27 protein-coding genes are annotated in these 25,576 nt (G+C 65.4%); 5 read left to right on the top strand and 22 right to left on the bottom strand.

The genetic code is table 11. From position 1 onward, the window contains the following. Positions 1-14: 14 nt before the first annotated feature. Together VGR99_RS19275 and VGR99_RS19270 are read left to right on the top strand one after the other, a co-directional pair. Positions 15-419 carry a DUF4260 domain-containing protein gene (locus VGR99_RS19275; RefSeq protein ID WP_326900523.1) on the top strand — a complete coding sequence of 135 codons (405 nt, stop codon included), beginning with the start codon at positions 15-17 and terminating at the stop codon, positions 417-419. 247 nt (positions 420-666) lie between these two features. Continuing rightward, positions 667-1,260 carry a hypothetical protein gene (locus VGR99_RS19270; protein WP_326900522.1) on the top strand — a complete coding sequence of 198 codons (594 nt, stop codon included), beginning with the start codon at positions 667-669 and terminating at the stop codon, positions 1,258-1,260. 175 nt (positions 1,261-1,435) lie between these two features. Here VGR99_RS19270 and VGR99_RS19265 read toward each other — a convergent pair whose 3' ends face one another. The 5 genes from VGR99_RS19265 to VGR99_RS19245 form a co-directional block, all read right to left on the bottom strand. Continuing rightward, on the bottom strand, positions 1,436-2,092 hold the full coding sequence (locus VGR99_RS19265) for a carboxymuconolactone decarboxylase family protein (RefSeq protein ID WP_326900519.1): 657 nt from the start codon (positions 2,090-2,092) through the stop codon (positions 1,436-1,438). 64 nt (positions 2,093-2,156) lie between these two features. Beyond that, positions 2,157-2,975, bottom strand: coding sequence for a class D beta-lactamase (gene blaOXA / locus VGR99_RS19260; protein ID WP_326900517.1), 819 nt, complete (start codon positions 2,973-2,975; stop codon positions 2,157-2,159). A gap of 76 nt (positions 2,976-3,051) precedes the next feature. Further along, on the bottom strand, positions 3,052-3,315 hold the full coding sequence (locus tag VGR99_RS19255; protein WP_254132163.1) for an EscU/YscU/HrcU family type III secretion system export apparatus switch protein: 264 nt from the start codon (positions 3,313-3,315) through the stop codon (positions 3,052-3,054). After that, a complete protein-coding gene (locus VGR99_RS19250) occupies positions 3,312-4,934 on the bottom strand; it encodes a flagellar hook-length control protein FliK (RefSeq protein ID WP_326900516.1) in 1,623 nt (540 codons plus the stop codon). Before VGR99_RS19250 ends, VGR99_RS19255 begins: the two co-directional genes overlap by 4 nt. 61 nt (positions 4,935-4,995) lie before the next feature. Beyond that, a complete protein-coding gene (locus tag VGR99_RS19245) occupies positions 4,996-5,790 on the bottom strand; it encodes an ATP12 family chaperone protein (protein ID WP_326900515.1) in 795 nt (264 codons plus the stop codon). 175 nt (positions 5,791-5,965) lie between these two features. On the opposite strand from VGR99_RS19245, the gene VGR99_RS19240 reads away from it, so the two are divergent. Beyond that, positions 5,966-6,412, top strand: coding sequence for a hypothetical protein (locus tag VGR99_RS19240; protein ID WP_326900513.1), 447 nt, complete (start codon positions 5,966-5,968; stop codon positions 6,410-6,412). Between the two features lie 174 nt (positions 6,413-6,586). Here the strand turns inward: VGR99_RS19240 and VGR99_RS19235 are convergent, their stop codons facing one another. The 4 genes from VGR99_RS19235 to VGR99_RS19220 form a co-directional block, all read right to left on the bottom strand. Next, positions 6,587-7,843 carry an RluA family pseudouridine synthase gene (locus tag VGR99_RS19235; protein ID WP_326900511.1) on the bottom strand — a complete coding sequence of 419 codons (1,257 nt, stop codon included), beginning with the start codon at positions 7,841-7,843 and terminating at the stop codon, positions 6,587-6,589. After that, positions 7,840-8,157, bottom strand: coding sequence for a HigA family addiction module antitoxin (locus VGR99_RS19230; protein WP_326900509.1), 318 nt, complete (start codon positions 8,155-8,157; stop codon positions 7,840-7,842). Before VGR99_RS19230 ends, VGR99_RS19235 begins: the two co-directional genes overlap by 4 nt. Before the next feature lie 76 nt (positions 8,158-8,233). After that, a complete protein-coding gene (locus tag VGR99_RS19225) occupies positions 8,234-9,568 on the bottom strand; it encodes a replication-associated recombination protein A (protein ID WP_326900508.1) in 1,335 nt (444 codons plus the stop codon). After that, the gene (locus VGR99_RS19220; protein WP_326900506.1) at positions 9,565-10,974 is read right to left on the bottom strand and encodes a DegQ family serine endoprotease; all 1,410 of its coding nucleotides are present in this window, start codon (positions 10,972-10,974) and stop codon (positions 9,565-9,567) included. The genes VGR99_RS19225 and VGR99_RS19220 overlap by 4 nt, the downstream gene beginning before the upstream one ends. Before the next feature lie 315 nt (positions 10,975-11,289). Between VGR99_RS19220 and VGR99_RS19215 the strand changes: the two genes are divergently transcribed. Continuing rightward, positions 11,290-12,921, top strand: coding sequence for an OprO/OprP family phosphate-selective porin (locus VGR99_RS19215; RefSeq protein ID WP_326900504.1), 1,632 nt, complete (start codon positions 11,290-11,292; stop codon positions 12,919-12,921). Positions 12,922-12,960: 39 nt separating this feature from the next. On the opposite strand, the gene VGR99_RS19210 is transcribed toward VGR99_RS19215, so the two are convergent. Then, entirely contained in the window at positions 12,961-13,335 is a 375-nt protein-coding gene (locus VGR99_RS19210) for a helix-turn-helix domain-containing protein (protein ID WP_326900503.1), read from the bottom strand. A gap of 133 nt (positions 13,336-13,468) precedes the next feature. On the opposite strand from VGR99_RS19210, the gene VGR99_RS19205 reads away from it, so the two are divergent. After that, positions 13,469-14,482: a zinc-binding alcohol dehydrogenase family protein gene (locus VGR99_RS19205; protein ID WP_326900501.1), complete on the top strand. Its 1,014-nt coding sequence runs from the start codon at positions 13,469-13,471 to the stop codon at positions 14,480-14,482. A gap of 155 nt (positions 14,483-14,637) precedes the next feature. Here VGR99_RS19205 and hisC read toward each other — a convergent pair whose 3' ends face one another. The 12 genes from hisC to secY form a co-directional block, all read right to left on the bottom strand. Then, positions 14,638-15,696, bottom strand: coding sequence for a histidinol-phosphate transaminase (gene hisC / locus VGR99_RS19200; RefSeq protein ID WP_326900499.1), 1,059 nt, complete (start codon positions 15,694-15,696; stop codon positions 14,638-14,640). Continuing rightward, positions 15,693-17,009, bottom strand: a complete 1,317-nt coding sequence (locus VGR99_RS19195; RefSeq protein WP_326900497.1) for a chloride channel protein — start codon at positions 17,007-17,009, stop codon at positions 15,693-15,695. The genes hisC and VGR99_RS19195 overlap by 4 nt, the downstream gene beginning before the upstream one ends. A gap of 57 nt (positions 17,010-17,066) precedes the next feature. Next, the gene (locus tag VGR99_RS19190) at positions 17,067-17,363 is read right to left on the bottom strand and encodes a DUF1330 domain-containing protein (protein ID WP_326900495.1); all 297 of its coding nucleotides are present in this window, start codon (positions 17,361-17,363) and stop codon (positions 17,067-17,069) included. A 9-nt stretch (positions 17,364-17,372) separates the two neighbouring features. Further along, positions 17,373-18,161: an SDR family oxidoreductase gene (locus tag VGR99_RS19185; protein ID WP_326900493.1), complete on the bottom strand. Its 789-nt coding sequence runs from the start codon at positions 18,159-18,161 to the stop codon at positions 17,373-17,375. Positions 18,162-18,371: 210 nt separating this feature from the next. Further along, positions 18,372-19,211 (bottom strand): c-type cytochrome, encoded by an 840-nt coding sequence (locus VGR99_RS19180; RefSeq protein WP_326900492.1) that lies wholly within the window; start codon positions 19,209-19,211, stop codon positions 18,372-18,374. Between the two features lie 120 nt (positions 19,212-19,331). Next, a complete protein-coding gene (rplQ, locus tag VGR99_RS19175; protein WP_008136314.1) occupies positions 19,332-19,748 on the bottom strand; it encodes a 50S ribosomal protein L17 in 417 nt (138 codons plus the stop codon). A 121-nt stretch (positions 19,749-19,869) separates the two neighbouring features. Then, positions 19,870-20,901, bottom strand: a complete 1,032-nt coding sequence (locus tag VGR99_RS19170; RefSeq protein WP_283025678.1) for a DNA-directed RNA polymerase subunit alpha — start codon at positions 20,899-20,901, stop codon at positions 19,870-19,872. Between the two features lie 112 nt (positions 20,902-21,013). Then, positions 21,014-21,403: a 30S ribosomal protein S11 gene (gene rpsK / locus VGR99_RS19165; protein ID WP_007603045.1), complete on the bottom strand. Its 390-nt coding sequence runs from the start codon at positions 21,401-21,403 to the stop codon at positions 21,014-21,016. Between the two features lie 122 nt (positions 21,404-21,525). Beyond that, the gene (gene rpsM / locus VGR99_RS19160) at positions 21,526-21,894 is read right to left on the bottom strand and encodes a 30S ribosomal protein S13 (protein WP_018647258.1); all 369 of its coding nucleotides are present in this window, start codon (positions 21,892-21,894) and stop codon (positions 21,526-21,528) included. 187 nt (positions 21,895-22,081) lie between these two features. Then, positions 22,082-22,927, bottom strand: coding sequence for an adenylate kinase (locus VGR99_RS19155; RefSeq protein ID WP_326900483.1), 846 nt, complete (start codon positions 22,925-22,927; stop codon positions 22,082-22,084). Beyond that, the gene (locus tag VGR99_RS19150; protein WP_326900482.1) at positions 22,924-24,135 is read right to left on the bottom strand and encodes a preprotein translocase subunit SecY; all 1,212 of its coding nucleotides are present in this window, start codon (positions 24,133-24,135) and stop codon (positions 22,924-22,926) included. The genes VGR99_RS19155 and VGR99_RS19150 overlap by 4 nt, the downstream gene beginning before the upstream one ends. Beyond that, a complete protein-coding gene (gene secY / locus VGR99_RS19145; RefSeq protein WP_326900481.1) occupies positions 24,132-25,463 on the bottom strand; it encodes a preprotein translocase subunit SecY in 1,332 nt (443 codons plus the stop codon). Before secY ends, VGR99_RS19150 begins: the two co-directional genes overlap by 4 nt. Positions 25,464-25,576: the final 113 nt, after the last annotated feature.

Genomic DNA, 25,576 nt, shown 5'->3' with positions numbered 1-25,576 from the left:
CCCGGGAGGAGACGATGGACGAGAGAGCTGCCGAGACCGGCGCTGCGACAGGCGGCGTCAACATCCTGCTCCGGCTCGAGGGCCTGACCCTGTTCGCGGGCATGGTGATGCTCTACGCGGCCTGGGACGGCTCCTGGCTGGTGTTTGCCCTGCTGTTCTTCGTGCCCGATCTGAGCTTCCTGGCATACCTGTCGGACGCCAAGTTCGGCGCGCTGGTCTACAACGCCGCCCACAGCTACCTGGCGCCGGTGACGCTGATGACGCTGGGTTTCGGCTTCGCCTCGCCACTCACCCTCTCCATCGCCTTGATCTGGCTCGCCCATATCGGGATCGACCGGGCGCTCGGCTATGGCCTGAAATATTCGGCCGGGTTCGGCTTCACCCATCTCGGCCGGATCGGCCGGCAGAAGGACGCCTGATCCGGGATTTGGCAGCCCCGCTTCGCTGGCTGCGTAGCCCGGATGGAGCGAAGCGTAATCCGGGATCGGACCCCACCCTGCACTGCCCCGGATTTCGCTTCGCTCCATCCGGGCTAGGAAAGCCGCGCGAGCCGGTTGACCCGGCCGGGCGATTCAGGCTTGCTCCACGCCCAGCGATCAGGCGCCGAATGTTGCGTGAGCCCAGTCGGTACGGCGCGGTCATTGTGCCCTGACCCAGGCTTCACCCATGTCCGCGACGGTCGTCCCACTGCCGCAGAGCTCCTCGTCCGAAACCGTCGGTTTCCTGCGGCGCATGGCCAGCATGGTATCGGGACGGAACGGCGAGATGCTGCTGCGCGGGGCCGCGCTGATCGAGTCGCTGACACAGCGGGCGATGTCGGCCGAGCGGCTGTTTCACGAGACTCAGGAAGAGAGCACCCGCCATGTCGAGCTGCGCAAGGCCGCCGAGCTCGCCTCCGACGCCATGGCCGGCCAGATCGCGGCGCTGCGCACCCAGCTTGCCGGGGTGACCGCGGCGGCCGCCGCCGAGCGCGCTACGTTCGACGCCGAGCGCGAGAAGCTGCTCGGCCTGATGCAGCATGCCGAGAGCCATATCGGCAAGCTCACCACCGAGCTCGAGACCTTGCGCGCCTCCGTCGACAGCTTCAACGAAACCGTCGTCTCCGTGCCGATCGAGATGCTGCGGATGGCGCGCACCCAGTTCGATGTCCTCTCCGCCGGCTTTGCCCGCAAGGGCGACGTGATCTCGGAGGCGATGAGCGAGATCGGCGGCTTTGCCATCGACAAGGCCCTGACCGCGAAGACGACCGACCGCGCCTGAGGCGAACATCCTCCGTCATTGCGAGCCACCGGGTCCGCGCGCAGCGCGGCCCGATGACAGGCTCCGCGAAGCAATCCAGAATCCCGCGGCAGGTACAGTCTGGATTGCTTCGTCGCAAGAGCTCCTCGCAATGACGTTGCTGAGAGAACTGCGCTCACAATGGCAATGACGAGTCTTACGGCTCGCCCGGCTTGAACGGCTCCTGCTTGTCGGGTGGCACCGTCTCTTCCGCCATCGCCAGCAGCATCGCGACCATCACGTAATTGCCGGCGACCGCGGTGAGATCGACGATCTGCTGATCGTTGAACATCTTCTTCGCCCGCGCATAGGTCTCGTCGGACACCTTCTTGGTCGTGGTGATCTCGGTGACGAAGTCGTACACCACGGCCTCGTCCTCGGCCATCTTCGACGGCCGCTTGTTGGCCTTCAGCTCCGCGATGATGTCAGGCGACAGCCCCGCCTTCGCCGCCAGCGGCGCATGCGCGAACCATTCGACCTGCGAGCGCCACTGCCGGCCGATGATCAGGATCGCGAACTCGTTGAGCTTGGTCGGGACCGACGTCTCCCAGCGCAGATAGTAGAACAGGTCGAACAGGCGCTGGCCGAGCACGGGGCTGCGGATCATGGGATTATAGGGCCCGCCGATGCCGACGCTCGACACCTTCATGATCTGCTCGCCGAGCGGCTTCTGCTTGGCATCGAGCTGGTCCATGGTGAGCTGCGGAAAACGCGGCTCCTTGCTGGTGGCAGGCGCGGCAAACATCGTCGCGGCGAGCCAGCCGCCCGCTGCGGCCAGCGTGATCGACGACAGCCAGAGTGGCGTTGAGTTCATTGTTATCCTCCCGACCTTTTCTTTTGCTTGGTCGGAAGGATGCTAGCAGGTTCGCGCGCGCCAGCTAGATCGCGCCGATCTCGGCAAGGCAGGCTTGCGTCAGCGTCATGCGCGCCTCGATGTGACGCTGCTCCTTGCAATCCATGTTCAGCGCAAACACCGTGTGCGCCTCGCCCTTCTCGACCCAGCCGACCATCCAGCCCAGCGACGGCTCGCCGCGCTCGGCGCCGAGCAGCCCTGACTTCGCGCGGATGACGCTGTCGCCGACCTTGGTCACTGGCAGGATGTCGGCGACGAGATCCTGGCTGCGCTTGGAAATCGGCAGTGAGCGGCGGCGCAGCTGGTCGACGAAATCGATCTGCTCGATCGGGTCGATGCGCAAATTGCCGGTGAGCCAGAACTGGTCGATGCCGCCGCCGATGTCACGATTGCCGTAGTCGAACATGTCGACATATTTCTGCATGCGCTCCGGGCCGACCCGGCGCGCGATCTCCTGATAGACCGGCACCGCGCTCACCGCGATCGCGCTGCGCAGCGTGTGATCCTTGTTCCAGGCCTCGATCGGCCGCTTCACGCCGTCCCACGGGAAGACGTCCTTGTCGGGGTCGGCGACCACGCCGGTCTCGAGCGCAATCAGGGAGTTCGGGATCTTGAACGTCGAGGCCGGCAGCTTGCCCTCGCCCGAGCGCTCCTTGTCGCTGGCGACGATCAGATAGTCCTCGACCTTGTAGCCGACGAAGGTGCCTGACGTGCCGAGATCGGTGAAGCGTTTTGCCAGGCTGTCGCGGATCTCGTTGCGCGGCGGCGCGACATGGGCGAACGCGCGCGACGGCACGATTGCGGCTGCGGCAAGAAGGCCGAGGGTGGAACGGCGGGTGAGCAAGGGCGATGTCCATTGAGCAGGTGAAAGCGTGCGCGACCATGCCGCCGCTACGTGGTGAAACGATGACAGCTGGTTTCTACCGCGCCCGCCCCGACAGCCGCAGCACGAACACCAAGACCTCGGCGACGGCCTTGTAGAGATCCGGCGGGATCTCCTCGCCGAGCTCGACCTTGGAGAGCGCGCCGGCCAGGATCTCGTTCTCCTCGATCGGGATGTCGTTGGCTTTCGCGATCTCGACGATCTTTTCGCCGATGGTGCCCTTTCCCTTGGCGACGACGACGGGCGCGTTGGTGCCCTTCTCGTAATGCAGCGCAATGGCGAGCTTGGATGGATCGCTCATGTGGCGCGATCCAGGAAATGGCCGGCGCGGGCCGGTGCGGGCTGCGGCGGCGTGCCGTCGCGCACGACGATGTCGCCGGGCTTGAGCTCGGCGCGCGTCATCGCCTGGCTGAGCTCGCCGATACCGGCGCGGAGCTGCTGCGCGGTGGCCAGCCGCTCCGCCCACATCCGCACAAAGGTCTTGTCGCCGTTGAGCGTGATCAGCGCATGGACGGGACCGGCCGGCTCGACATTGAGCGTGAAGCGCGCGCGCCAGGCGCGCCTGGCGGGATCGGCGGATTCATTGCCGCCATCGCGCGAGATCTCGAACTGCGCCATCGCGGTGCCCTGCGGGGTCGCGAACGGAATCTCGAAATTCCACTGCGGCACCGTCGGGTCGATGCGATGGCCGCTGGCATCGGTCCGGTCAGGGAGCGAGGCGACCTGCAGCAGCGTCTGCCGTGCGATCGCGGCATCGGTGTCGTCGAGCAAGCGATGCACCGTTGCGGAGAGCGGTGTATCCGGCGCGAGCGATGGCGAGGCGATGGACTGCGGCGACGGTAACGCCCCTCGAAACGGTGGTGGCGTCGCCGCGCGCGCAGCGGCCTCGAAGATGTGGCCATCGGGAACGGCCTTGTTGGAGCCCGGCACGTTCCCGATCATGCGCGGCAGGTTTTGCGTCACCTCCTGCAAGAGGCTCGCCGCAAGGCCGGCCGACATGGTTCGCGGCGCCGCCGCCTGGGACGCGGTGCCGGCGATGTCGGCCAGCACGGCGGCGGCAAGATTGCCATTGCGTGGGATCTGCGGCGCCTGGGCGACCTCGGGTCCGATTGACGGCAATGCGACTTGCGCCGCCTCGCTCTCAACCAGAGCCGGCGCGGCGACGACCTGCGGTGTGGCCGTGGCGTTCGTCGCAAGCGCGCCGCTTTGCGCCTGAGGCGCGGCGGTCTCGAGCGTGGCCAGCGTCTGCCGCAGCACCAGCAACGCGGCCTTCAAATCCGGCACATTGCCGGACGACGGCGTCGCGCCGGCGGCGAGCGAAGCCTCGAGGAACAGCCCGGACTTCTGGAACGCGGTTTCGATATCGCCGCCGTCGAGGGCGGTGTTGAGCGGCGTCTGCTGCGCCAGCACGTCCAGCACCGCCTGCTTCAGTCCGGCCGGCAGGTCGCTGCCGGTGACGACGGAGGCGAGATTGGCGAACAGCGGCGCCTGGCTGCCCTGCTTCGTCACGGCCTCGGCCGAGGCTGCGGTGACAGCAACCTGCTCCAGCGGCGTCAGCGGATTGCGGGGCGCGGTCGCGGATGGCGCCAGCGGCGGACTCTCTACCAGCGAAGCCGCGCGCGGCGTCAGCGTGATCTGGTCGGCGCTCGCCTCGCCTGCCCCGTTCATGACCGCAAGGCGGATGACGCCGTCGTTCTGCGACACCGCGAGCTGGAGGTTCTGCCCCGGTGTCAGCGAGACCTCCGACATCACGTCCATCGAGAGGTTGGCGATCGCAATCCGCACCAGATTGTCGGCAAGCACGCTGACCACCCTGGCGTCGACGACGCTGCCGGCCTGGAGCACAAGATCGGGCGTCGCCGCATCAGCCACGGGGCTGGCGGCACTGACCGGCAAGATCGAGCTAATCGGCGTCGGCATCTCAAAGGGGGGCTCGGGGAACGCTGGTCCCCACCCTAAGGCCGCCCTCCTAAACCTCTCGTTAAGGACCTTTGGCCGCCGGCGCCTTCACGGCCGCGAGGACCGCCACGGCTGCCTCATAATCCCTAAGGCGGGCAGCCCGGCGGGCGGCCGCCTCCTCGTCCACGCCCCATTTCTCGGCGTTCCAGTCCTCGTCGACATGGGCGGCGGCCCAGACCTGGCCGGCGTCGCGCACGCCATGCGCCAGCGCCAGCGCCAGCAGCGCCGAGCCGGTCAGGGTCGTCACGATATGGAGGGCTGCGACCGACCAGGCATCCCCCGGTAGCGCGCCACGGGCGGCCTGAAGGGCCTCGTCCGGCTGCTTCACGTGCATGACACCCTCGGACAGGATGAAATGCGCGCCCAGCGTCTCCGCGGCCCAGAACAGGACGGGGTCCCAATGCGCGGCCTCGCGGGCGACGAGCCCTTCCGGGTGGCCGGCGCGATAGAACAGCAGGTCGGACTCGAAGTATTTTGCGAGGTCGTCGCTGACCAGCGCGACGCGGTCGACCACGCCCTCGACCACGCTGTTGGCGATCCGCGTCAGCGGCATGGTCACGGGGTCGATCGTCTCGCCCTGGGCGGCCCATTCCGCAGCCACGGCGTCGGCCAGCGCGCGCGAGGGGATCACCACCTGGCGGCTGGACGGCGTGCGGATCGGCTTGCCGTCGAGCGTGATGGCAAAACCGCCCTCGGCGTCAGTGACGCCGGCCTCCTTGTAGAAGCGTTTGCGCAGCGGCGTACGCGCGGACGCACGCGCCGATTCCCGCGGATCCGGCGGGGGCTGCCCTGCTGCTTCTTCGAACAATTCGCGCATGTGAGTTTTCGGCCCCGGTCGCTGGATGGCGAGCATGATCCGGAAAAGTGCATAGCGGTTTTCCGAAAGGATCATGCTCAAATAACGAGCTAAAGCGCGGTGGCGATTGCTCCCAGTGCCACTGCGCTTTAGGCTTTTAAGATAAGTCCGGTGGCCGATAAAGCGAGCAGCGGGCATGAGGGAACTTGTGGGCATTGCGGCCCTGTTCGCCGGGCTTTGGCTGGCCGCGGCGGAGGCCGGCTTTCGCACCCCGGAATCGCTGGTCCGCAACGTCTATGCCTATTACGGCGAGGGTGCGCCGGAGCTGTCCCAGGGCCTGCCGCGCGATGCCGCCACCGCCCGGCAATTCTTCGATCTGCCGCTGCGCAAGGCCTGGAGCACGCCGAAGGTCGAGCCCTATGATTTCCTGGTGCAGAGCCCGAGCTGGAAGCTCGGCCCGGTCGCGATCGCGGTCGTGCGCAGGCAATACGACAAGACTTATGTTGCGGCGAATTTCGACAATCACGGCCGCCCGGTTGCGCTGAACTTCGTCCTGGTCAACGGCCCCGAGGGCTGGCTGATCATGGATGTCGAGAGCCCGCATGACAGCTTGCGGATGTTTCTGGAGCAGTTTCGGAATTGAGGGGTGACGCTGCGCCTCCAACCACTGCTGTCATGCCCCGGCTTGACCGGGCATCCAGTACGCCGCGGCTCCTCGGCTCAATTACAACGGCCTCTGGAATACTGGGTCGCCCGGTCGAGCCGGGCGACGACAGCGGAGAGTGTAGCTCGCCGCGTGCCCTGCTCTATCGCGCCCCTACTCCTCCGGCGCGTTCTCGATCGGATCAAACCGGCTCGCGTCCAGCCCGAGCAGATTCCACGACTGCTGCATGTGCGGCGGCAGCGGCGCGGTGGCGTCGATAAAGCCGCCGCGCGGATGCGGGATGACGATGCGGCGCGCGAGCAGATGCAGACGGTTCTGCAGGCCGCCCGGCAGTTGCCAGTTCTCGATGTTGAAATATTTGGGATCGCCGACGATGGGATGGCCGATATGCTCCATGTGGGCGCGGAGCTGATGGGTCCGGCCCGTCACCGGTTTCAGCGACACCCAGGTCAGTTTGTTGCCGGCGGTCTCGACCACCGCGTAATACGTCACCGCGTGGCTCGCGCCTTCGTCGCCATGCTGGGCGATGCGCATGATGGTGTCGTCCTCGCTCTCTTCCTTCGCCAGGAAGGTCGAGATGCGGCCCTGCTTCGGCTTCGGCAGACCCGGCACCAGCGCCCAATAGACCTTTCGCGCCGAGCGCGAGCGGAACGCGCCGGTCAGATGCGAGGCGGCAAAGCGCGTCTTGGCGATCAGCAGACAGCCTGAGGTCTCGCGATCGATGCGGTGCACGAGGCGTGGCTTCTGGCCCTTGGAATCGCGCATCACCTCCAGCATCTGGTCGATGTGGCGCGTCATGCCCGAACCGCCCTGCACGGCAAGACCGGCAGGCTTGTTCAGCACGAGGACATCGTCGTCCTCGTAGATCGTCATCTCCTTCAGCGCCTTGAGCGTCTTCTGCGCGGCCTCCGAGAGCTCGCCGACGACCTTCGGTGCGTCGAGCTTCAGCGGCGGAATGCGGACGCTCTGGCCCTCCTCCAGGCGGTCCTTGCTGTCGACGCGCTTGCCGTCGACGCGCAGCTCGCCTTTGCGGACGACGCGCTGGATGTGGGAGAACGACAGGCCGGGAAAGCGCGCCTCGAGGAAACGATCGACGCGCATGTTGTTCTCGTCGGCCGTCACCGTGACGGTCTGCACCTTGGTCGGCAGCAGCGCCTCGACGGACTTTTCGGGCGCAGCTCTTTCCAGCTCGGTCCTCTCCAGCTTGGCCCTCTCCGGCTTAGCTTTGGGCGGACGCCGTTCGGCGCGCTCGCCGGCAAAACGCGGCGGCTTGCCGCCGGACTTCCCACCGGGCTTGCCGCCCGGACGCGGTCCTGCCTTTGACGCGCTTCGCGCCTTGAACGGGCGCGATTCCTTGCGCTCGTCGCGCGAACGGGGCTTGGGATCGGTTCTTTTGATGCGGCGGCTCATGCGGTTTTTCCAAGCTTTCGTGTCGACTGCGCGTTGGGGCGTCGGGGCAGCGACGCAACCTGCGCACCCACCTCCTTCTCCGCCAGCCGCAGCTCATATTGCTGTTGCAGGTTCATCCAGAATTGCGGGCTCGTCCCGAACCAATGACCCAGGCGCAGCGCCGTGTCAGCGGTGATGCCGCGCTGCCCGTTGATGATGCCGGTGATGCGATTAACCGGCACGTCGATCTGACGTGACAGCTCCGCGGCCGTGATGCCGAGTTCGCGCAGCTCTTCGGCAAGATGCTCGCCGGGATGTGTGGGTGCATGGGGCATGGGAATTTTCCTGCCGATTAGCAAGATTTACGAGTTACGTAAACCGTAAATGTACGCCCGCGGCGAGCTTCGATGCCTACCGTCCGCCCCGCTCCTTGCGCAGCTTGGCCCAGTAATCCAGCCGCTTCCTGATCTCGCGCTCAAAGCCCCGCTCCGGCGGGTCGTAGAAGGTCTGGCGGCCGAGGGCCTCCGGGAAGTAGTCCTGGCCGGAGAAGGCGTCGGGGGCGTCGTGGTCGTATGCGTAGCCGGTGCCGTAGCCTTCCGACTTCATCAGCTTGGTCGGCGAGTTCAGGATGTGTTTCGGCGGCAGCAGTGATCCCGCCTGCTTGGCCACCTGCATTGCCGTACCGAAGGCGGTGTAGACCGCGTTCGATTTCGGCGCGGTGGCGAGATAGACGACGGCCTGCGCGATCGCGAGCTCGCCTTCGGGATGGCCGAGGAAGTCGAAGGCATCCTTCGCCGCATTGGCGATGACGAGCGCCTGCGGATCGGCAAGCCCGATATCCTCGACCGCCATGCGCACGACCCGGCGGGCCAGGAACAGCGGGTCCTCGCCGGCATCGAGCATGCGAGCGAGATAATACAGCGCCGCATCGGGATCGGAGCCGCGCACCGATTTATGCAGCGCCGAGATCAGGTTGTAATGGCCGTCGGCCGACTTGTCGTAGATCGGGGCGCGGCGCTGCAGGATGTCCTGCAGCTGCGCGGCATTGAAGATCTCGTCCGCGCGCGCCGAACGCCACACCTCTTCGGCGAGCGTCAGCGACGCGCGGCCGTCGCCATCGGCCATGCGCACGAGCACGGCGCGCGCCTCGGCATCGAGCGGAAGCTTCCTGCCCTCGACCTCTTCGGCGTGCGCGAACAACTTTTCGATCGCGGCGGCATCGAGCGAACGAAACACCAGCACGCGCGCGCGCGACAAAAGCGCCGCGTTGAGCTCGAAGGACGGGTTCTCGGTGGTGGCGCCGACCATCACCACCGTGCCGTCTTCCATCACGGGCAGAAACGAGTCCTGCTGGGCACGGTTGAAGCGATGCACCTCGTCGACAAACAGCAACGTGCCCTTGCCCATCTCGCGGCGAGCACGTGCGGCGTCAAAGGCCTTCTTCAAATCCGCGACGCCGGAGAACACCGCGGAGATCTGCTCGAAATGCAGGTCCGTGGCATCGGCCAGCAGCCGCGCCACCGTGGTCTTGCCGGTGCCGGGCGGGCCCCAGAACACCAGCGAGCCCAGCGTGCGCGTCTCCAGCATGCGCGTCAGCGCGCCATCAGGCCCGAGGATGTGGTCCTGGCCCACGACCTCCGACAGCGCGCGCGGGCGCAGCCGGTCCGGCAGCGGATGCGGAGCCTCGTGATCGAGCCCCGCCGCGGCAAAGAGAGTTGGCGTCTCCTGTGGTCGCTTCGAACTCATCCGCCCAGCGTGACGTTGATCTGCTGACCGTTGCGCACCAGCGTGATGCGCCAGATCCGGGGGCGCTCGCCCGCGGCCTTCTCGAGATCGCCGGTCTTGCTGATCTTCTGGTTGTTCACGGCCAGGATGATGTCGCCCTTCTGGAAGCCGACATTCGCAGCCGCGCTGTCGCCGCCGAGATCGGCGATCACGACGCCTTCGGTGTCGGCGTCGAGGTGCAGCTCGTCAGCGACCGCCGGCGTGATGGTCGAGACCTTCGCGCCCTGGAACGGCGAACGCGCGGTGATCACGAGCTCGCTGCGCCCCGTGTCGGGCGCGGTCTCCAGCGCCACCGTCAGCTTGACCGGCTTGCCGCCGCGCTGCACGTCGATCTGCGCAGTGCCGCCGAGCGGACGGGTGGCGAAGCGATAGTCGAAGGCGTTGGGATCATCCACGGTCTGGCCGTCGATGCCGGTGATGAGATCGGAGGATTTCAGGCCGGCCTTCGCCGCGGGGCCACTCGACACCACGCTTGCGACCAGCGCGCCGGTCGGCGAGCGCAGGCCGAGGCTCTCTGCGATCTCGGGCGTCACCGCCTGCAGCTTCGCGCCGAGCCACGGACGCTTCACCGCCTTGCCGCCGCTCTTGGCGGAGGCGACGACGACGCGCACCATGTTGGCGGGGATCGCAAAGCCGATGCCCTGCGAGCCGCCGGAGCGCGAATAGATCGCGGTGTTGATGCCGGCCAGCCGGCCGTTCATGTCGACCAGCGCGCCGCCGGAATTGCCGGGATTGATCGCCGCATCGGTCTGAATGAAGAACTGGTAGTCGGTGATGCCGACCTGCGTGCGCGCCAGCGCCGAGATGATGCCGTGGGTCACGGTCTGGCCGACGCCGAAGGGGTTGCCGATCGCCATCACGACGTCGCCGACCATCAGCTCGTCCGAATTGGTGAATTCGAGCGCCGGAAACTTCTCTTTCGAATCCTTCAGCCGCAACACCGCGAGATCGGTGCGCGAATCCTTCAGCACGATCTCGGCCTCGAACTCGCGCTTGTCCGACAGCGACACCTTCACCTGGTCGGCACCTTCGATCACATGAACGTTGGTGACCACGAGCCCGGAGGAATCGACGATCACGCCCGAGCCGAGCGAACGCTGCACCTGCTCCTGCTGCTGGCCCGGCACGCCGAAGAAGCGGCGGAAAAGCGGGTCGTCGAGCAGCGGATTGCGGTTCTGCACCACCTTGGCGGCATAGACATTGACGACCGCCGGCTGCACCCGCTGCACGATCGGCGCATAGGACAGCCGCAGCTCGGCCGACGACGACGGGACACGGCGGTCCTGCGCCGCAGCAGGGTGGAAGTGGGCCGAAAACGCTATGCACAATGCCGTGACGATGGCGGCGGTCCAGGTCGATCGAAACATTCCTACCTCTCGGAAAAGACGCCGGAATATAGGCGCGTTCGCCCGCCAATAGAAGGCCGCCAGGCGCCATTATTCACCCCCTTCCGGGTGTCGCCGGAATGCAAGCCTCCGTGCGAAATCGCAAGTCGCCTTGGCGCGACAGATTGGCATGACACGCATCATCCAGCATTCTGTTCGGTGGCGGATTCGGTTGCGGCGAATTTGCACCAGTGGGAACCACGCAACCGGGGTGCACCGTCGCGGGGCAGTCATCGATCCTACCTAGGCTCTCCGCCACGACTTGGGGAAGTTCATCAAAAACGACGGAGGCGTATCGTGAGCAGGACAAGAATGGCAGCCACGGCGATTGGTCTCGCCGGCGTGCTGGCGGCCTCGCAGGCCCAGGCTCAATCGGCCAGCAGCAGCGAGCAGGAGATCGCACTGCTGAAGCAGCAATTGAAGTTGCTGGAGCAGAAGCTCGACAAGCTGCAGAGCCAGACCGCTGCGAACACGGCGGCCACCGCGAGGGCCAAAGCCGAAGCAAAGGCTGAAGCGAAGGCCGAGGCGCGTTCGGAGGCGAAAGCGGTCGTCGCCAACGCGAACGCGGCAATCCCGGTCAAGGGACCGGTGGCTCCGTCCGGCGTCGTCGTCACGATGCCGAACAACCGTCCGACCATCTGCACTGCGGACGAGCAGAACTGTGTCGCCATCACGAGCCGCGTGCACTGGGATGTCGGCGGGTATAATTATCGTCCCAACACGGCAGCAACGACGCCGCAACAGCTCGACAGCGGCGAAAACGTCCGCCGCGCGCGTATCGGCATCGTCGGCAAGTTCTTCGGCGACTGGAATTACGCCCTGATCTACGACTTCGGCGGCTCGTCCGACGGTTTTGGCGGCACCGGCGCCGCCGGCGGCACCGCGGTGGGCTTCCTGCCGGGCGGCGGGACATCGGGCATCGAAAATGCGTATCTGAGCTACACCGGTCTCAAGCCGTTCGGCGGCAAGATGTCGATCGAGGCCGGCATCATGGACATCCCCTGGACGCTCGACGAATCCACCAGCTCCAACGACATCATGTTCATGGAGCGCGCCTCGTCCGGCCTCATCGCGCAGAACATCGCAGCCGGCGATTTCCGTTCGGCGATCGGCACCCGCTGGTGGACCGACCAGCTATGGGTGGGCGCCTATGTCACCGGGCCGACCACGGGCCAGATCCACTCCGCCTCCAGCGTCTCTCCGCCAGGCACCAGCGAGCAATATGGCGCGGTCGTCCGTGTCGCCGGCAACCCGATCAGTGGCAACGGCTATTCCGTCCATATCGGCGCCGATGCGGAATGGCTGATCCAGCCGCCGCGCAATCTGGTGACGCAGGCACAGACGCTCACGCTGAGCGACCGGCCCGAGCTGCGGATCGATCCGACGACGTTGATCTCGACCGGTGCGATCGCCAACGTATCGGGCGCGCAGGTCTACGGCGTCGAGGCGGCCGCGACCTATGGTCCGTTCATCGCGCAGGGCGAATATTACTGGTTCAACATCGACCGCAGCGCGAACACCGGCCTGCCGCCGTTCGGCGCGACGAGCCTGAAATTCGAAGGCGGCTACGCACAGGTCGGCTATGTGCTGACCGGTGAGAGCCGTGCCTACAATGCGGCGAACGCCGCGTACGGCGGCGTCAAGCCGGCGAATCCCTTCTCACTGGCCGGTGGCGGCTGGGGCGCCTGGGAAATCGCAGGACGCGTGAGCACGATGAACCTGAACGATCAGCTTGCGACCGCGGCCGGCATCGCAGGCGGACGGCAGACCATCTACACCGCCGCGCTGAACTGGTACGTCAACAACAACGTCCGCTTCATGCTCGACTATCTGCACGGCGACATCTCCAGGCAGGCGAGCGCCGTCTCCGCGGTGAACACGGGCTCGTCGTTCAATGCGGTGGCAATGCGCACGCAGGTCGCGTTCTAAGACTGCCCCATCCGGGAGCGGCATGCCGCTCCCGGATGTTCACGCCGCGCGCTTCTTCTTCACGACCACCGGCGGCGGCGCGCAGGACAGCCGCTGCTGGTGGCTCTCGCCCCAGGCCTTCAGGATGTCGATCACCGGCTTGAGGCTTTCGCCGAGCTCGGAGAGGCAATACTCCACGCGCGGCGGCACCTCGGCATAGACCTTGCGGATGACGAGGTCGTCCTCCTCCAGCGCGCGAAGCTGCTTTGTCAGCATGCGCTGGGTGATGCCGGGCATCCGGCGGCGCAACTCGCCGAAGCGCTGGGTGCCGCTTTGCAGGTGATAGAGGATCACGCCCTTCCATTTGCCGTCGATGAGATCCAGCGTCGCCTCGACCGAGCAGCCGGGACGACGGGCAAAGTCGCGCCGTTTCATGCGTGTTTTCCCATTAGTATCCAAACAGGGACTATATCCCCAAATTTACAGTACTTGCCAAATTGGAGCCAGCGGGACAGTTAGCAGGTCAGGCGCACGTCACAAGCTGGGCGCCATCTGATGGAGACAAGCCATGAAGGCCGTCGGCTACAAGAAATCGCTTCCGATCGAGGATCAGGACGCGCTGATCGATTTCGAGACCGCGAAGCCCGAGCCCAAGGGGCGCGACATCCGCGTCGCCGTGAAGGCGATCTCGGCCAATCCGGTCGATTACAAGGTGCGCAAGCGCGCCGCCCCGCCCGAGGGCGAGACCAAGATTCTCGGCTATGACGCCGCCGGCGTGGTCGATGCCGTCGGCCCCGACGTCACGCTGTTCAAGCCGGGCGATGAGGTGTTCTACGCCGGCTCGATCCTGCGCCAGGGCACCAACGCCGAATTCCACCTGGTCGACGAGCGCATCGTCGGCAACAAGCCGAAGAGCCTGTCGTTCGCGCAGGCCGCCGCTCTCCCCCTCACCTCCATCACCGCGTGGGAACTGCTGTTCGACCGGCTCGGCGCCGTGCCCGGCAAGAGCGTCGATCCGCGCACGCTGCTGATCACGGGCGGCGCCGGCGGCGTCGGCTCGATCCTGATCCAGCTTGCGCGCCGCCTCACTGGGCTGACAGTGCTTGCGACCGCGACGCGGCCGGAGTCGCAAAAATGGTGCCTCGATCTCGGCGCGCATGCGGTGATCGACCACGGCAAGCCGATGAAGGAGCAGGTCGAGAAGCTGAAGCTGCCGCCCGTCGCGCTGGTGGCGAGCCTCACCTTCACCGACCAGCACTACAAGAGCATCGCCGACTTCATGGCGCCGCAGGGCCGGTTCGGCCTGATCGACGATCCGCCGGAATTCACCATGAGCACCTTCAAGGGCAAGGCGATCTCGGTGCATTGGGAATCGATGTTCACGCGCTCCTCGTTCCAGACGCCGGACATGATCGCGCAGCATCATCTGCTCGACGACGTCGCCGACCTCATCGACAAGGGCGTGCTGCGCACCACGCTCGACCAGACCTTCGGCACGATCAACGCGGCCAATCTCAAGCGCGCCCATGCGCTGCTCGAGAGCGGCAAGTCACGCGGCAAGATCGTGCTGGAGGGGTGGTAGGCGACCACGTCGCCGGTGCGTAGGGTGGGCAAAGGCGCACTTGCGCCGTGCCCACCATCTCGCAACGGACGGCTGAGAAATCGTGGGCACGCTTCCGCCTTCGCTCTTCGAGCTACGGCGGACAAGCCGCTTTGCCCACACTACGATTTCTATCGCTAGCTCAGGATCCGCGACAACGCCGACAACAGACGGTCGATCTGCTCATCCGTGCCCACGGTGATCCGCAGATAGTCCGAGATGCGAGGTGCGGAAAAGTGGCGGACGATCACCGCCTGCTCCCGCAGCGCCGCCGCGAGCGCGGCACCCTCATGCGCAGGATGGCGCGCGAAGACGAAGTTGGCCAGGGACGGCAGCACCTCGAAGCCGGCTTCCTTCAGTCCGCGGGTCAGTCGCTCCCTGCCCTCGATCACACGGAGGCGGCCGTGCTGGAAATAGGGCTCGTCCTCCAGCGAGGCGATCGCACCGGCCTGAGCCGGCCGGCCGAGCGGATATGAATTGAAGCTGTCCTTCACGCGCGTGAGCCCATCGATCAGATCGGCATCGCCGATCGCATATCCGACCCGAAGTCCGGCGAGAGCGCGCGACTTGGACATGGTCTGCACGACCAGGAGATTCCGATGGGACGCAACCAGCGGAGTAGCGGTCTCGGCGCCGAAGTCGACATAGGCCTCGTCGACGACCACGGGCACGTCAGGATGCTCTTCCAGTAGCCGCGTGATCTCGGCGCGAGACAGCGCGATGCCCGTCGGCGCGTTCGGATTTGGAACGATGATCGCCCCAGTCGGCCGGCGATAATCGGCGAGCCGGATTTGCATGGCCGGATCGAGCGGCACGGTCTCGTAGGCAATGCCGAACAGACGGCAATAGACCGGATAGAAACTGTAGGTGATGTCGGGAAACAGCAGCGGCGCATCCTGCTTCAGCAGGGCGACGAAGGCATGCGCCAGCACCTCGTCCGAGCCATTGCCGACGAACACCTGCTCGGGTTTCACGCCGTGATAGGCGGCCAGCGAGACCCGCAGCGCGCTCGCCTGCGGGTCCGGATAGAGACGCAGCGTATCGGCTGCCGCCTCGCGGATCGCCTCCAGCGCCCGCGGCGACGGACCGAGCGGGTTCTCGTTGGTGTTGAGCTTGACCAGGTCCGCGATGCGGGGCTGTTCACCCGGCACGTAGGGCTTCAAGTCATGCGTCAAGCTGCTCCAGAAACGGCTCATCTTCCCTCCCTGTCGCGCGGACGCGTCGCGCGCTCGACGAAGCCTTTCGCGAGCGCGTGATAGATACCCTCCTCGCAGATCATCCGCGAGACAAAATGCGCGATCAGCGCGGCCGTCATCAACGGCACGACCATGCCGTGATTATCGGTCATCTCGGTCACGATCACGAAGGCGGTGATCGGCGCCTGCACGACGCCGGCGAAATACGAGACCATGCCGAGCAGCATGATCGCACCGAGCGGCGCGTCGTGGAAGAACGCCGCGATATTGCTACCGATACCGGCGCCGACGGCAAGCGACGGCGAGAAGATGCCGCCCGGTATGCCGCTGATCGCGGCGAAGCTGGTAGCCAGAAGCTTGAGGACGCCGAAGTCTCGCGGCAGCGGCGAGCCCTGCTCCAGCGCTGTCTTCACCTGCTCATAGCCTGTGCCGTAGATCGTATCCCCGGACACGAGGCCGCAAATCGCAACAGCGAGGCCGCAGGCAAACGCGAACCAGAGCGGATGGCCTTTGATCGTACGGCCGAGCGGGTTCTTGAAACCGCGCGCCATGGCGATGACGAGGCGGCTGAACAGGCCGCCCGCGAGACCGCCGGCCACGCCACACAGCGGAACAGCCAGCCAGTCGGCACCACGTGCCAGCGACATCGCGCTGCTGCCGAAATAGGCGTAATTGCCGGCCAGCGCGAGCGAAGTCAGACCGGCCGCGATGACGGCTGCAATGATGAGGCTGGATGTACGGGTCTCGAAAGCGCGGCTCATCTCCTCGATGCCGAAGACGATTCCCGCAAGTGGCGTGTTGAAGGCCGCAGCGACGCCGGCGGCGGCGCCGGCCAGGATCAACCCGGGTTGGCGGCGCGGCGAGACACGGCCAAGCGCAAACATGATGGAGGCGCCGACCTGAACGGTCGGCCCTTCCCGCCCCACGGAAGCGCCGCACAACAGCCCGAACAGGGTGAAGATCACCTTGCCGATCGCGATCCGGATCGAGACCAGGCTCTCGCGCGCCGCCTGATCGGTCAGGTGCCGCGCGGCGATCGCCTGCGGGATGCCACTGCCCTGCGCATTCGGAAACAGACGGATGGTCAGATAGGCCGACAACATGAAGCCGAGCGGCGTCACCGCCAGCACGGCATAGCGCGACTTCGCCAAAAGGAGCGTAAAGGCATGCTGCGCGAGATCGGCGAGCTGCGCCAGTGCCACCGCCGCAGCGCCGACCCCGATCCCGCCGAGCAAAAAGATCGCCCGCCGCTGCCATCGCGCAGATGTCAGCCTGAACAGGCGCTTGTGGCGGGTCGAGAGGGGCCAGAGCATGGAGCCCTCGTTTTAGCCGGTCGCGCCCCGAATTGAAGCGGTAAGTGGGCAGACCAGCTAGGCCGGAACCACGCCCTCGACGAACAGCAGCCGGCGCTCCAGGGCGCCGGCGCGGATCTTCAACGCCTCGGCATATTCCGGCGAAGTGTACCATTGCTTCAGCCTCGCCATCGACGGAAATTCGACGATGACGATGGCCTTCGGCGGCAAATCGCCTTCGGCCAGTTCCGCCTTGCCGCCGCGGACGAGATAGCGGCCGTCATACTGCGCGATCGTCTTCGCGGCGAGCACGCGATAGGCCTCAAATCCGTCGGGATCGCGCATCTCGACTTCGGAGATCACATAGGCCGGCATGGGCCGACCTCAGGCGATCGTATTGACGATGCCGCCTTCCGCCCGCAGGGCCGCGCCATTGGTGGCGGACGCTTCCTTCGACGAAACATAGACCACCATGTTGGCGATCTCGTCGACACTGGCGAAGCGCTGGATCAGCGAGCTCGGGCGATGCTGCTTGACGAAATTGGCGGCGGCTTCGTCGACCGACTGGCCGTTCTGCTTGGCGAGATCCTTCACGAAAGTCTCGACGCCCTCGGACATGGTCGGGCCAGGCAGCACCGAGTTCACCGTGACGCCGGTGCCGCGGGTGAGCTGCGCGAGGCCGCGCGCCACCGAGAGCTGGGCCGTCTTGCTCATGCCGTAGTGGATCATCTCGACGGGAATGTTCAGCCCGGACTCCGAGGAGATGAAGACGATGCGGCCCCAGTTGCGCTTCAGCATGCCCTTCATGTACGCGCGCGACAGCCGCACGCCGCTCATCACGTTGACCTCGAAGAAGCGGCTCCAGTCCTCGTCCGGGATCTCGAAGAAGTCCTTGGGCTCGAAGATGCCGGCATTATTGATGAGGATGTCGACCTCGGGCAGCGCCGCAACGAGGGCCTTGCAGCCCGCAGCGGTCGAGACGTCGGCGGCGATGCCGCGCACCTTGGCGCCCGTTGCTTCCAGCTTGCGCACGGCCGCATCGACCTTGTCCTGGCCGCGCCCGTTGATGACCACGCTGGCGCCCGAGCCGGCAAGGCCCCTGGCGATGGCATGGCCGATGCCGGCGGTCGAGCCGGTCACGAGGGCGGTCTTGCCGGAAAGGTCGATCTTCATACGTCGTCTCCATTGAGGTTGATGCGCATATCGTGCGCTGCGCAGCCAGCTGCAATCACCGCTCACCGATGCGTGAGCTTGTCGGGCGCGCAAAGCGGCTTGTCCGCCGTAGCTCGACGAGCGAAGGCGGAAGCGTGCCCACCAAGTCAGCGCGGGATACGGATGGAATGGTGGGCACGGCGCTTTGCGCCTTTGCCCACCCTACGGCACCTACTTCTTCGGCGGCAATGTCCGTACAAAGGCGACGATGGCATCGAGATCCTGCGGCGTCATGCTGGCATAGGCAGCATACGCCATCGGCGGCTTGAGCTTGCGACCGTCGCGCGCCACACCTTGCGTAATCGCACGTTTGATTTCGTCGTCGCTCCACTGGCCAAGGCCTGCCGCGGGATCGGCGGTGATGTTGGGCGAGATGGATTCGCCCCACGGCCCCCTGAAGGTGCGGCCGCCCTTGCCGCTCGCGGCCGCGAAATCGTGCACGACGGACGGGCCTTCCGGCGTGTGGCATTCGAGGCAATGGGCGATGGTGAGCAGATAACGGCCGCGCGCAAGCTTGTCCGACAGCTCGGCCTCGTTCGCTTGCTTGCCGGCATAGGTCGGCACTTCCGGCTTCAAGGCGATCCTGTATTCCGGCGCCGGCGTCTCGTGCCGTACCGGCGGTACCGAGCGCAGGTAAGCAGCGAGCGCATCGAGATCGCGGGCGGTGAGGACCGTGTAGAACGCGGTCGGCATGATCGGCGCGACCTTGGTGCCGTTGGGCCTGACACCGCTGACGAGGAAATGCTTCAGCTCGGCATCGCTCCAATTGCCGATGCCGGTGTCCTTGTCCGGCGTGATGTTGGAGCCGGAGACCTTGAAGGCGGGTTCGTCAAAAACCTGGCTGCCGCCGGAGAGTGCGCGCGAGAGGTCGAGCCCTTGCGGCCCGCGCGGCGTGTGGCAGTTGTGGCAGACCATCACGCTGTTGACGAGATAGGCGCCGCGCTCGGCCAGCGTCTCGCCCATGGCCGGCGACGTCAGCAGCGCGAGTGCAATGGCGATCTTGGCCCTCATCGAATCCCCCAAACAAATCCGCGTCCGCAAAATCATCGTGCGCAGCCTGAGAAATCGCCGCGCCATACAAAAAAGCGGCGCCCAGGGGCGCCGCTTTCTGAAACCTTGGTACCTGCAGGCTTACGCCGCCTCGGCTTCCTTCTCCTGCACCGGGCCCGAATCCTGGCCCTTGGCATCGACGTCGCGATCGACGAACTCGATCACGGCCATCGCGGCGTTGTCGCCGTAGCGGAAGCCGGCCTTGATGATGCGGGTGTAGCCGCCCTGGCGGTCCTTGTAGCGGGGCGCGAGGGTGTCGAACAGCTTCTTGACCTGATCCTTGTCGCGCATCTCGGAGATGGCCTGACGGCGCATGGCCAGTCCGCCCTTCTTGCCGAGGGTGATCAGCTTCTCCACGATCGGGCGCAATTCCTTCGCCTTCGGGAGCGTGGTGACGATCTGCTCGTGCTTGATCAGCGCGGCGCACATGTTGGCGAACATCGCGCGGCGATGCTCGGCTGTGCGATTGAGCTTCCGATGAACCTTGCCGTGACGCATGTCTCTATTCCTTACGTATGAACTGCCGCGACGGTTCGTCGGACCAGTTGCTCAGGTGGGCTTCCTGCGTTCGCCCATAAAAATCGCGGCCAGATTTCTCCGGCCGCGACAGTGAAGTCGATCAGTAATGATCTTCGAAGCGCTTGGCGAGCTCGTCGATATTCTCCGGCGGCCAGCCCGGCACTTCCATGCCGAGATGCAGACCCATCTGGGCCAGCACTTCCTTGATCTCGTTCAGCGACTTGCGGCCGAAGTTCGGGGTGCGGAGCATTTCCGCTTCCGACTTCTGCACGAGGTCGCCGATATAGACGATGTTGTCGTTCTTCAAGCAGTTGGCCGAACGCACCGACAGCTCGAGCTCGTCCACCTTCTTGAGGAAGGCCGGGTTGAAGGCGAGGTCCGGGATGATCTCCTGGGCGACTTCCTTGCGCGGCTCTTCGAAGTTGACGAACACGTTGAGCTGATCCTGCAGGATGCGGGCGGCGTAAGCCACCGAGTCATCCGGCGTCAGCGCGCCGTTGGTCTCGATCGTCATGGTCAGCTTGTCGTAGTCGAGGATCTGGCCCTCGCGGGTGTTCTCGACCTTGTAGGAGACCTTGCGGACCGGCGAGTACAGGCTGTCGACCGGGATCAGGCCGATCGGCGCGTCCTCGGGACGGTTGCGCTCGGCGGGCACGTAGCCCTTGCCGGTCGAGACTGTGAACTCCATGCGGATCTCGGCGCCCTCGTCGAGCGTGCAGATCTGGAGGTCCGGATTGAGCACCACGACATCGCCCACGGTCTGGATGTCGCCGGCGGTGACGACGCCCGGGCCCTGCTTCTTCACGACCATGCGCTTGGGGCCTTCGCCCTGCATCTTGATCGAGATGTCCTTGATGTTGAGCACGATGTCGGTGACGTCCTCACGGACGCCAGCGATCGAGGAGAACTCGTGCAGCACGCCGTCGATGTGCACCGACTGCACCGCCGCGCCCTGGAGCGAGGAGAGCAGGATGCGGCGCAGCGCGTTGCCGAGGGTCTGGCCGAAGCCACGCTCGAGCGGCTCGGCGACGATGGTCGCAAAGCGGGTCGAATCGCTACCGGGCTGAATCTGGAGCTTGTTCGGCCGAATCAGTTCTTGCCAATTTTTCTGGATCGTCACTGTTTCACCCATACAGGCCAGTCGAACTGCCGTTGCAGACACTGGCGTTGGAGAAAGGCCGCAGGTCGCACCCGCGGCTTCTTGCAAAAGTCATTGCGGGCGCCGATGCGCCCGCAACTTGGTATCAAACGCGCCGGCGCTTACGGGGACGGCAACCGTTGTGCGGGATCGTGGTCACGTCGCGGATCGAGGTGACGGTGAAGCCCGCGGCCTGCAGAGCGCGGAGCGCCGACTCGCGGCCCGAACCGGGACCGGCGACTTCGACTTCCAGCGTGCGCATGCCGTGCTCCTGCGCCTTCTTCGACACGTCTTCGGCGGCAACCTGCGCGGCGTACGGGGTCGACTTGCGCGAGCCCTTGAAGCCCATCGTGCCGGCGGAGGACCAGGCAATCGTATTGCCCTGCGCGTCGGTGATGGTGATGGTCGTGTTGTTGAACGACGAGTTCACGTGCGCAACGCCGGAGGCGATGTTCTTGCGCTCACGACGGCGAACGCGGGTGGCTTCCTTGCCCATTGATGACCTTTCCTGGAGATCTCAAACGCCGCCGTAATGCCAGCGGCTACACCTGTGGAACGAAAAGCGCGTGGCGAACGGGTCTCCCCGCATCGCCACACGCCGCGATTGGATTCGAAAACTTACTTCTTCTTGCCGGCGATGGCCTTGGCCGGACCCTTGCGCGTACGCGCATTGGTGTGGGTCCGCTGACCGCGCACCGGCAGACCGCGACGATGACGCAGGCCGCGATAGCAGCCGAGGTCCATCAGACGCTTGATGTTGATGCCGACTTCACGACGCAGGTCGCCCTCGACGAGATAGTCGCGGTCGATCACTTCGCGGATCTGAAGCACTTCGGCGTCGCTGAGCTGATTGACGCGACGATCCTCGGGGATCTTCACCTTCTCGATGATGTCACCGGCGATCTTCGGGCCGATGCCATGGATGTACTGGAGCGCGATCAGCACGCGCTTGTTGGTGGGAATGTTCACGCCGGCAATACGGGCCACGACCTTCTCTCCTGTTGCCGATCCCTCGTCAGGAATCAGGCTTTAAGTGCTTGCGTTCTCGGGCAGGTGTTCACAAACGCGAACACGACGCCCACCCCCGGTCTTCCTGGGGCCCGGCATCGTCTGAAACTATCCGACTTGGATGCGGGGCTTATTAGGGGATTCCGGGGGCTTTCGTCAACCGCTGCTAGCGCTTGGCTCGCTTTTTCGTGACCTTTTTTGGTCCCTTCTTCGAACCTTTTTTGACGGTCTTCTTGGCAGCTTTCTTGGCTACCTTTTTGGTCGTTTTCTTGGCGGCCTTCTTGGCCGCCTTTTTGGCGGTTTTGGCCGATTTGGCGGCCTTTTTAGCCGCTTTCGCCGGCTTTTTGGCCGACTTCTTCGCCGGCTTGGCCTTCTTGGCCGGGGCCGCCTTGGCCGCGCTGCGGGCATGGGTCTTCGGTTCCACCGCCCCGAGCGCCAGGAGCTGGCGGTGGATGGCGCGGGTGACCTCGTCGATGGCCATCATGCCGTCGATGGTGGAGAGCTTCCGCCGCTCGGAATAGTAGTGAATCAGCGGCTCCGTCTGGTTGCGGTAGCTGGCAAGTCGCTTGGTCAGGACCTCCGGGGTGTCGTCGACCCGGACCTCCTCCCCGCGCTCCCGCATCTGGGCGACGCGGGTCTCGACGCGGCTCAAAAGCGCGCTCTCGTTGACCCGGAGCTCGATCACCGCATCGAGCTTGAGATGCTTGTGCTTGAGCAGTTCATCCAGCGCCTCGGCCTGCGGCACGGTGCGCGGGAAGCCGTCGAGGATGAAGCCGTTCTTGGCGTCCGGCTGGTCGACGCGGTCGGAGATGATCCCCACCACAATCTCGTCGGGGACCAGGCCGCCGCTGGCCATGATCTCCTTGGCCTTCAGCCCGACCGGCGTTCCCGCCGCCACGGCCGCGCGCAGCATTTCACCGGTCGAGAGCTGGACGATGCCATAGCGCTGCACCAGCAGCTGCGCCTGGGTCCCCTTGCCCGATCCCGGCGGTCCCAGAAGTATAATTCTCATCGGCGTACGCCCCCCGGATTGGTGAGCGATACGTCGCGCACCTGTGTTTTGATATCAAGGACAGTGCAAACCACAACCAGCGCCGCACCACCATTGACGACCATACTATAAGGCAAACCGATCCCGTAAAGCTCGAAGACCTCCGGAATCAACTGCAACGCAGTCAGGTAGACGGCTCCGACGACCGTCGTCAATGACACGACGCGATCGAGATAGTCGGCCGTCGCCTCGCCCGACGCGACACCGGGAATTGTGCCATCACGCTGCGCCAGGGATTTGGCCGTGTCTTCGGGGTCGACGACATACGCCGTGTAGACGAAGGCGAGCACGAACACGGCGATCGACACGAGGATCATGTGCGCCGGCTGCCCCAGCTGGAGATGCCGGTAGGCTGCCGCGATCAGAGGATGATCGCCGCCCAGGATGAAGCCCGCAAAGGCGAGCGGCAGAAAGAATATCCACGGCGCCACGCTGACGGGAATCAGGAACCCGGCGCTGTTGAGCTTGATCGGCAGCACCCCGGCGCGCGCCGGCAATTGCCGCGCGCCGACATTGACCGCGCCGAACGCAACCCGGACATTTCGCCGCGCGCCTTCGACGAGCACAATCATGGCGACGGTCACGACCCAGAGCACCGCGTGGATGAATACGAGATTGCCCGAGACCGCCCCGCTCCGCACGACATCTGCGATGCCGGCGACGTCTCGCGGCAGGGTGACGAGCATGCCGACGCTCAGGATCAGCGCCAGGCCGTTGCCGATGCCGTAGCGGGTCATCTGTTCGCTGAGCCACACCAGCACGAAGACGCCACCCACCATCGAGGCCGTCGCCGTCACGACAAACCAGCCGTCAGGATTCCTGACGAGCTCCGGAATCGAGATCAATGCGGAGGCGATGCCGTAGGCTTGAAAGACAGCAAGCGCGAGCGTGAGGCCGAGCGTGGCACGGGCTATCTTGCGTCGGCCGTCCTCGCCCGAGCGTTCGAGCGAATTGAGGCCGCGCCACACCACCGACAGCAACCGGATAAAGATCGCCGCAGTCAGATAGGGAATGAGGCCGAGCGAAAACAGCGAAAGGCGGACGTTGAAGTTGGGCAACGACGCGAGGCGCGAAACATCCAACCCCGCAATCGGGATCTGCGTGCCGAGCCTGAAAAGGAGCAGCGCGCCGATCGTGAAACCGATTCGGCGCGCGAGCTCCCTGCTCACCTGCGACGGCCGCGCAGCTTCGACTTCCGGATCAGGCCTTCATACTGATGGGCCAGCAGATAGCCCTGCACCTGCGCCACCGTGTCCATGGTGACGCTGACCACGATCAGCAGCGAGGTGCCGCCGAAGTAGAATGGCACCGAGGCGTAGGAGATCAGGATTTCCGGGATCAAGCAGACGATCGCCAGATAGATCGCACCCAGCACGGTGATGCGCGACAGCACGTAGTCGATATATTCGGCGGTGCGCTCGCCCGGACGGATGCCCGGAATGAAGCCGCCGTGCTTCTTCAGATTGTCCGCGGTCTCGGTCGGGTTGAACACGATCGCGGTGTAGAAGAACGCGAAGAACACGATCAGCGCGAGATAGAGGATCAGGAACAGCGGACGGCCGTGGCCGAGCTGGGTGGTGATCCACTGGAACCATTCCGGCCCGCTGCCGGCGTTGAAGTTCGCGACCGTGGTCGGCAGCAGCAGCAGCGAGGACGCGAAGATCGGCGGGATCACGCCCGAGGTGTTGAGCTTGAGCGGCAGATGCGAGGACTGGCCCTCGAACATCTTGTTGCCGACCTGGCGCTTCGGATACTGGATCAGCAGCCGGCGCTGGGCGCGCTCCATGAACACGATGAAGGCGATCACGGCGACCGCCATGATGATGACGACCAGGATCAGGCCGGTCGACATCGCGCCCTGACGGCCGAGCTCGAGCATGTTGGCGAGCGCCGCGGGCAGCTCGGCGACGATGCCGGAGAGAATGATCAGCGAGATGCCGTTGCCGATGCCGCGCGAGGTGATCTGCTCGCCCAGCCACATCAGGAACATGGTGCCGCCGGTCAGCGTGATCGCCGTGGAGAGGCGGAAGAACATGCCGGGGTCGCTGACGACGTTGCCGGCGCCTTCGAGGCCCACCGCGATGCCGTAGGACTGGAACGCGGCCAGGATCACCGTCAGGTAGCGGGTATACTGGTTCAGCGTCTTGCGGCCGGCCTCGCCTTCCTTCTTCAGCGCCTCGAGCTGCGGCGAGACGGTGGTGAGGAGCTGGATGATGATCGATGCCGAGATGTAGGGCATGATGTTCAGCGCGAAGATCGCCATGCGGTGGATGCCGCCGCCGGCGAACATGTTGAACATGCCGAGGATGCCGCCCGCCTGGGAGCGGAACACCTGCTCCCAGATGTTGGGATCGATGCCGGGCAGCGGGATGTAGGTCCCGAGCCGATAAACGAGCAGCGCACCCAGGGTGAACCAGATGCGCTTCTTCAGTTCGTCGGCCTTGGCAAACGCGCCGAAATTGAGATTGGCTGCCAGTTGTTCCGCTGCAGAGACCATCTTGGACTTTCTCCCGCCGCCTATTGCGCCGTCATGCCCGCGGCCGGGCTACATTAGAGCGGACGCCGGACATTATCTGGGGCTCGGCTTCGATAAGTCCACGTCCCGCATGC

It is taken from the genome of Bradyrhizobium sp. (assembly GCF_035935975.1).
Classification (GTDB): Bacteria; Pseudomonadota; Alphaproteobacteria; order Rhizobiales; family Xanthobacteraceae; genus Bradyrhizobium.
The sequence above is the reverse complement of the archived record's forward strand: the minus strand, read 5'-3'. Positions and strand labels throughout refer to the sequence as shown.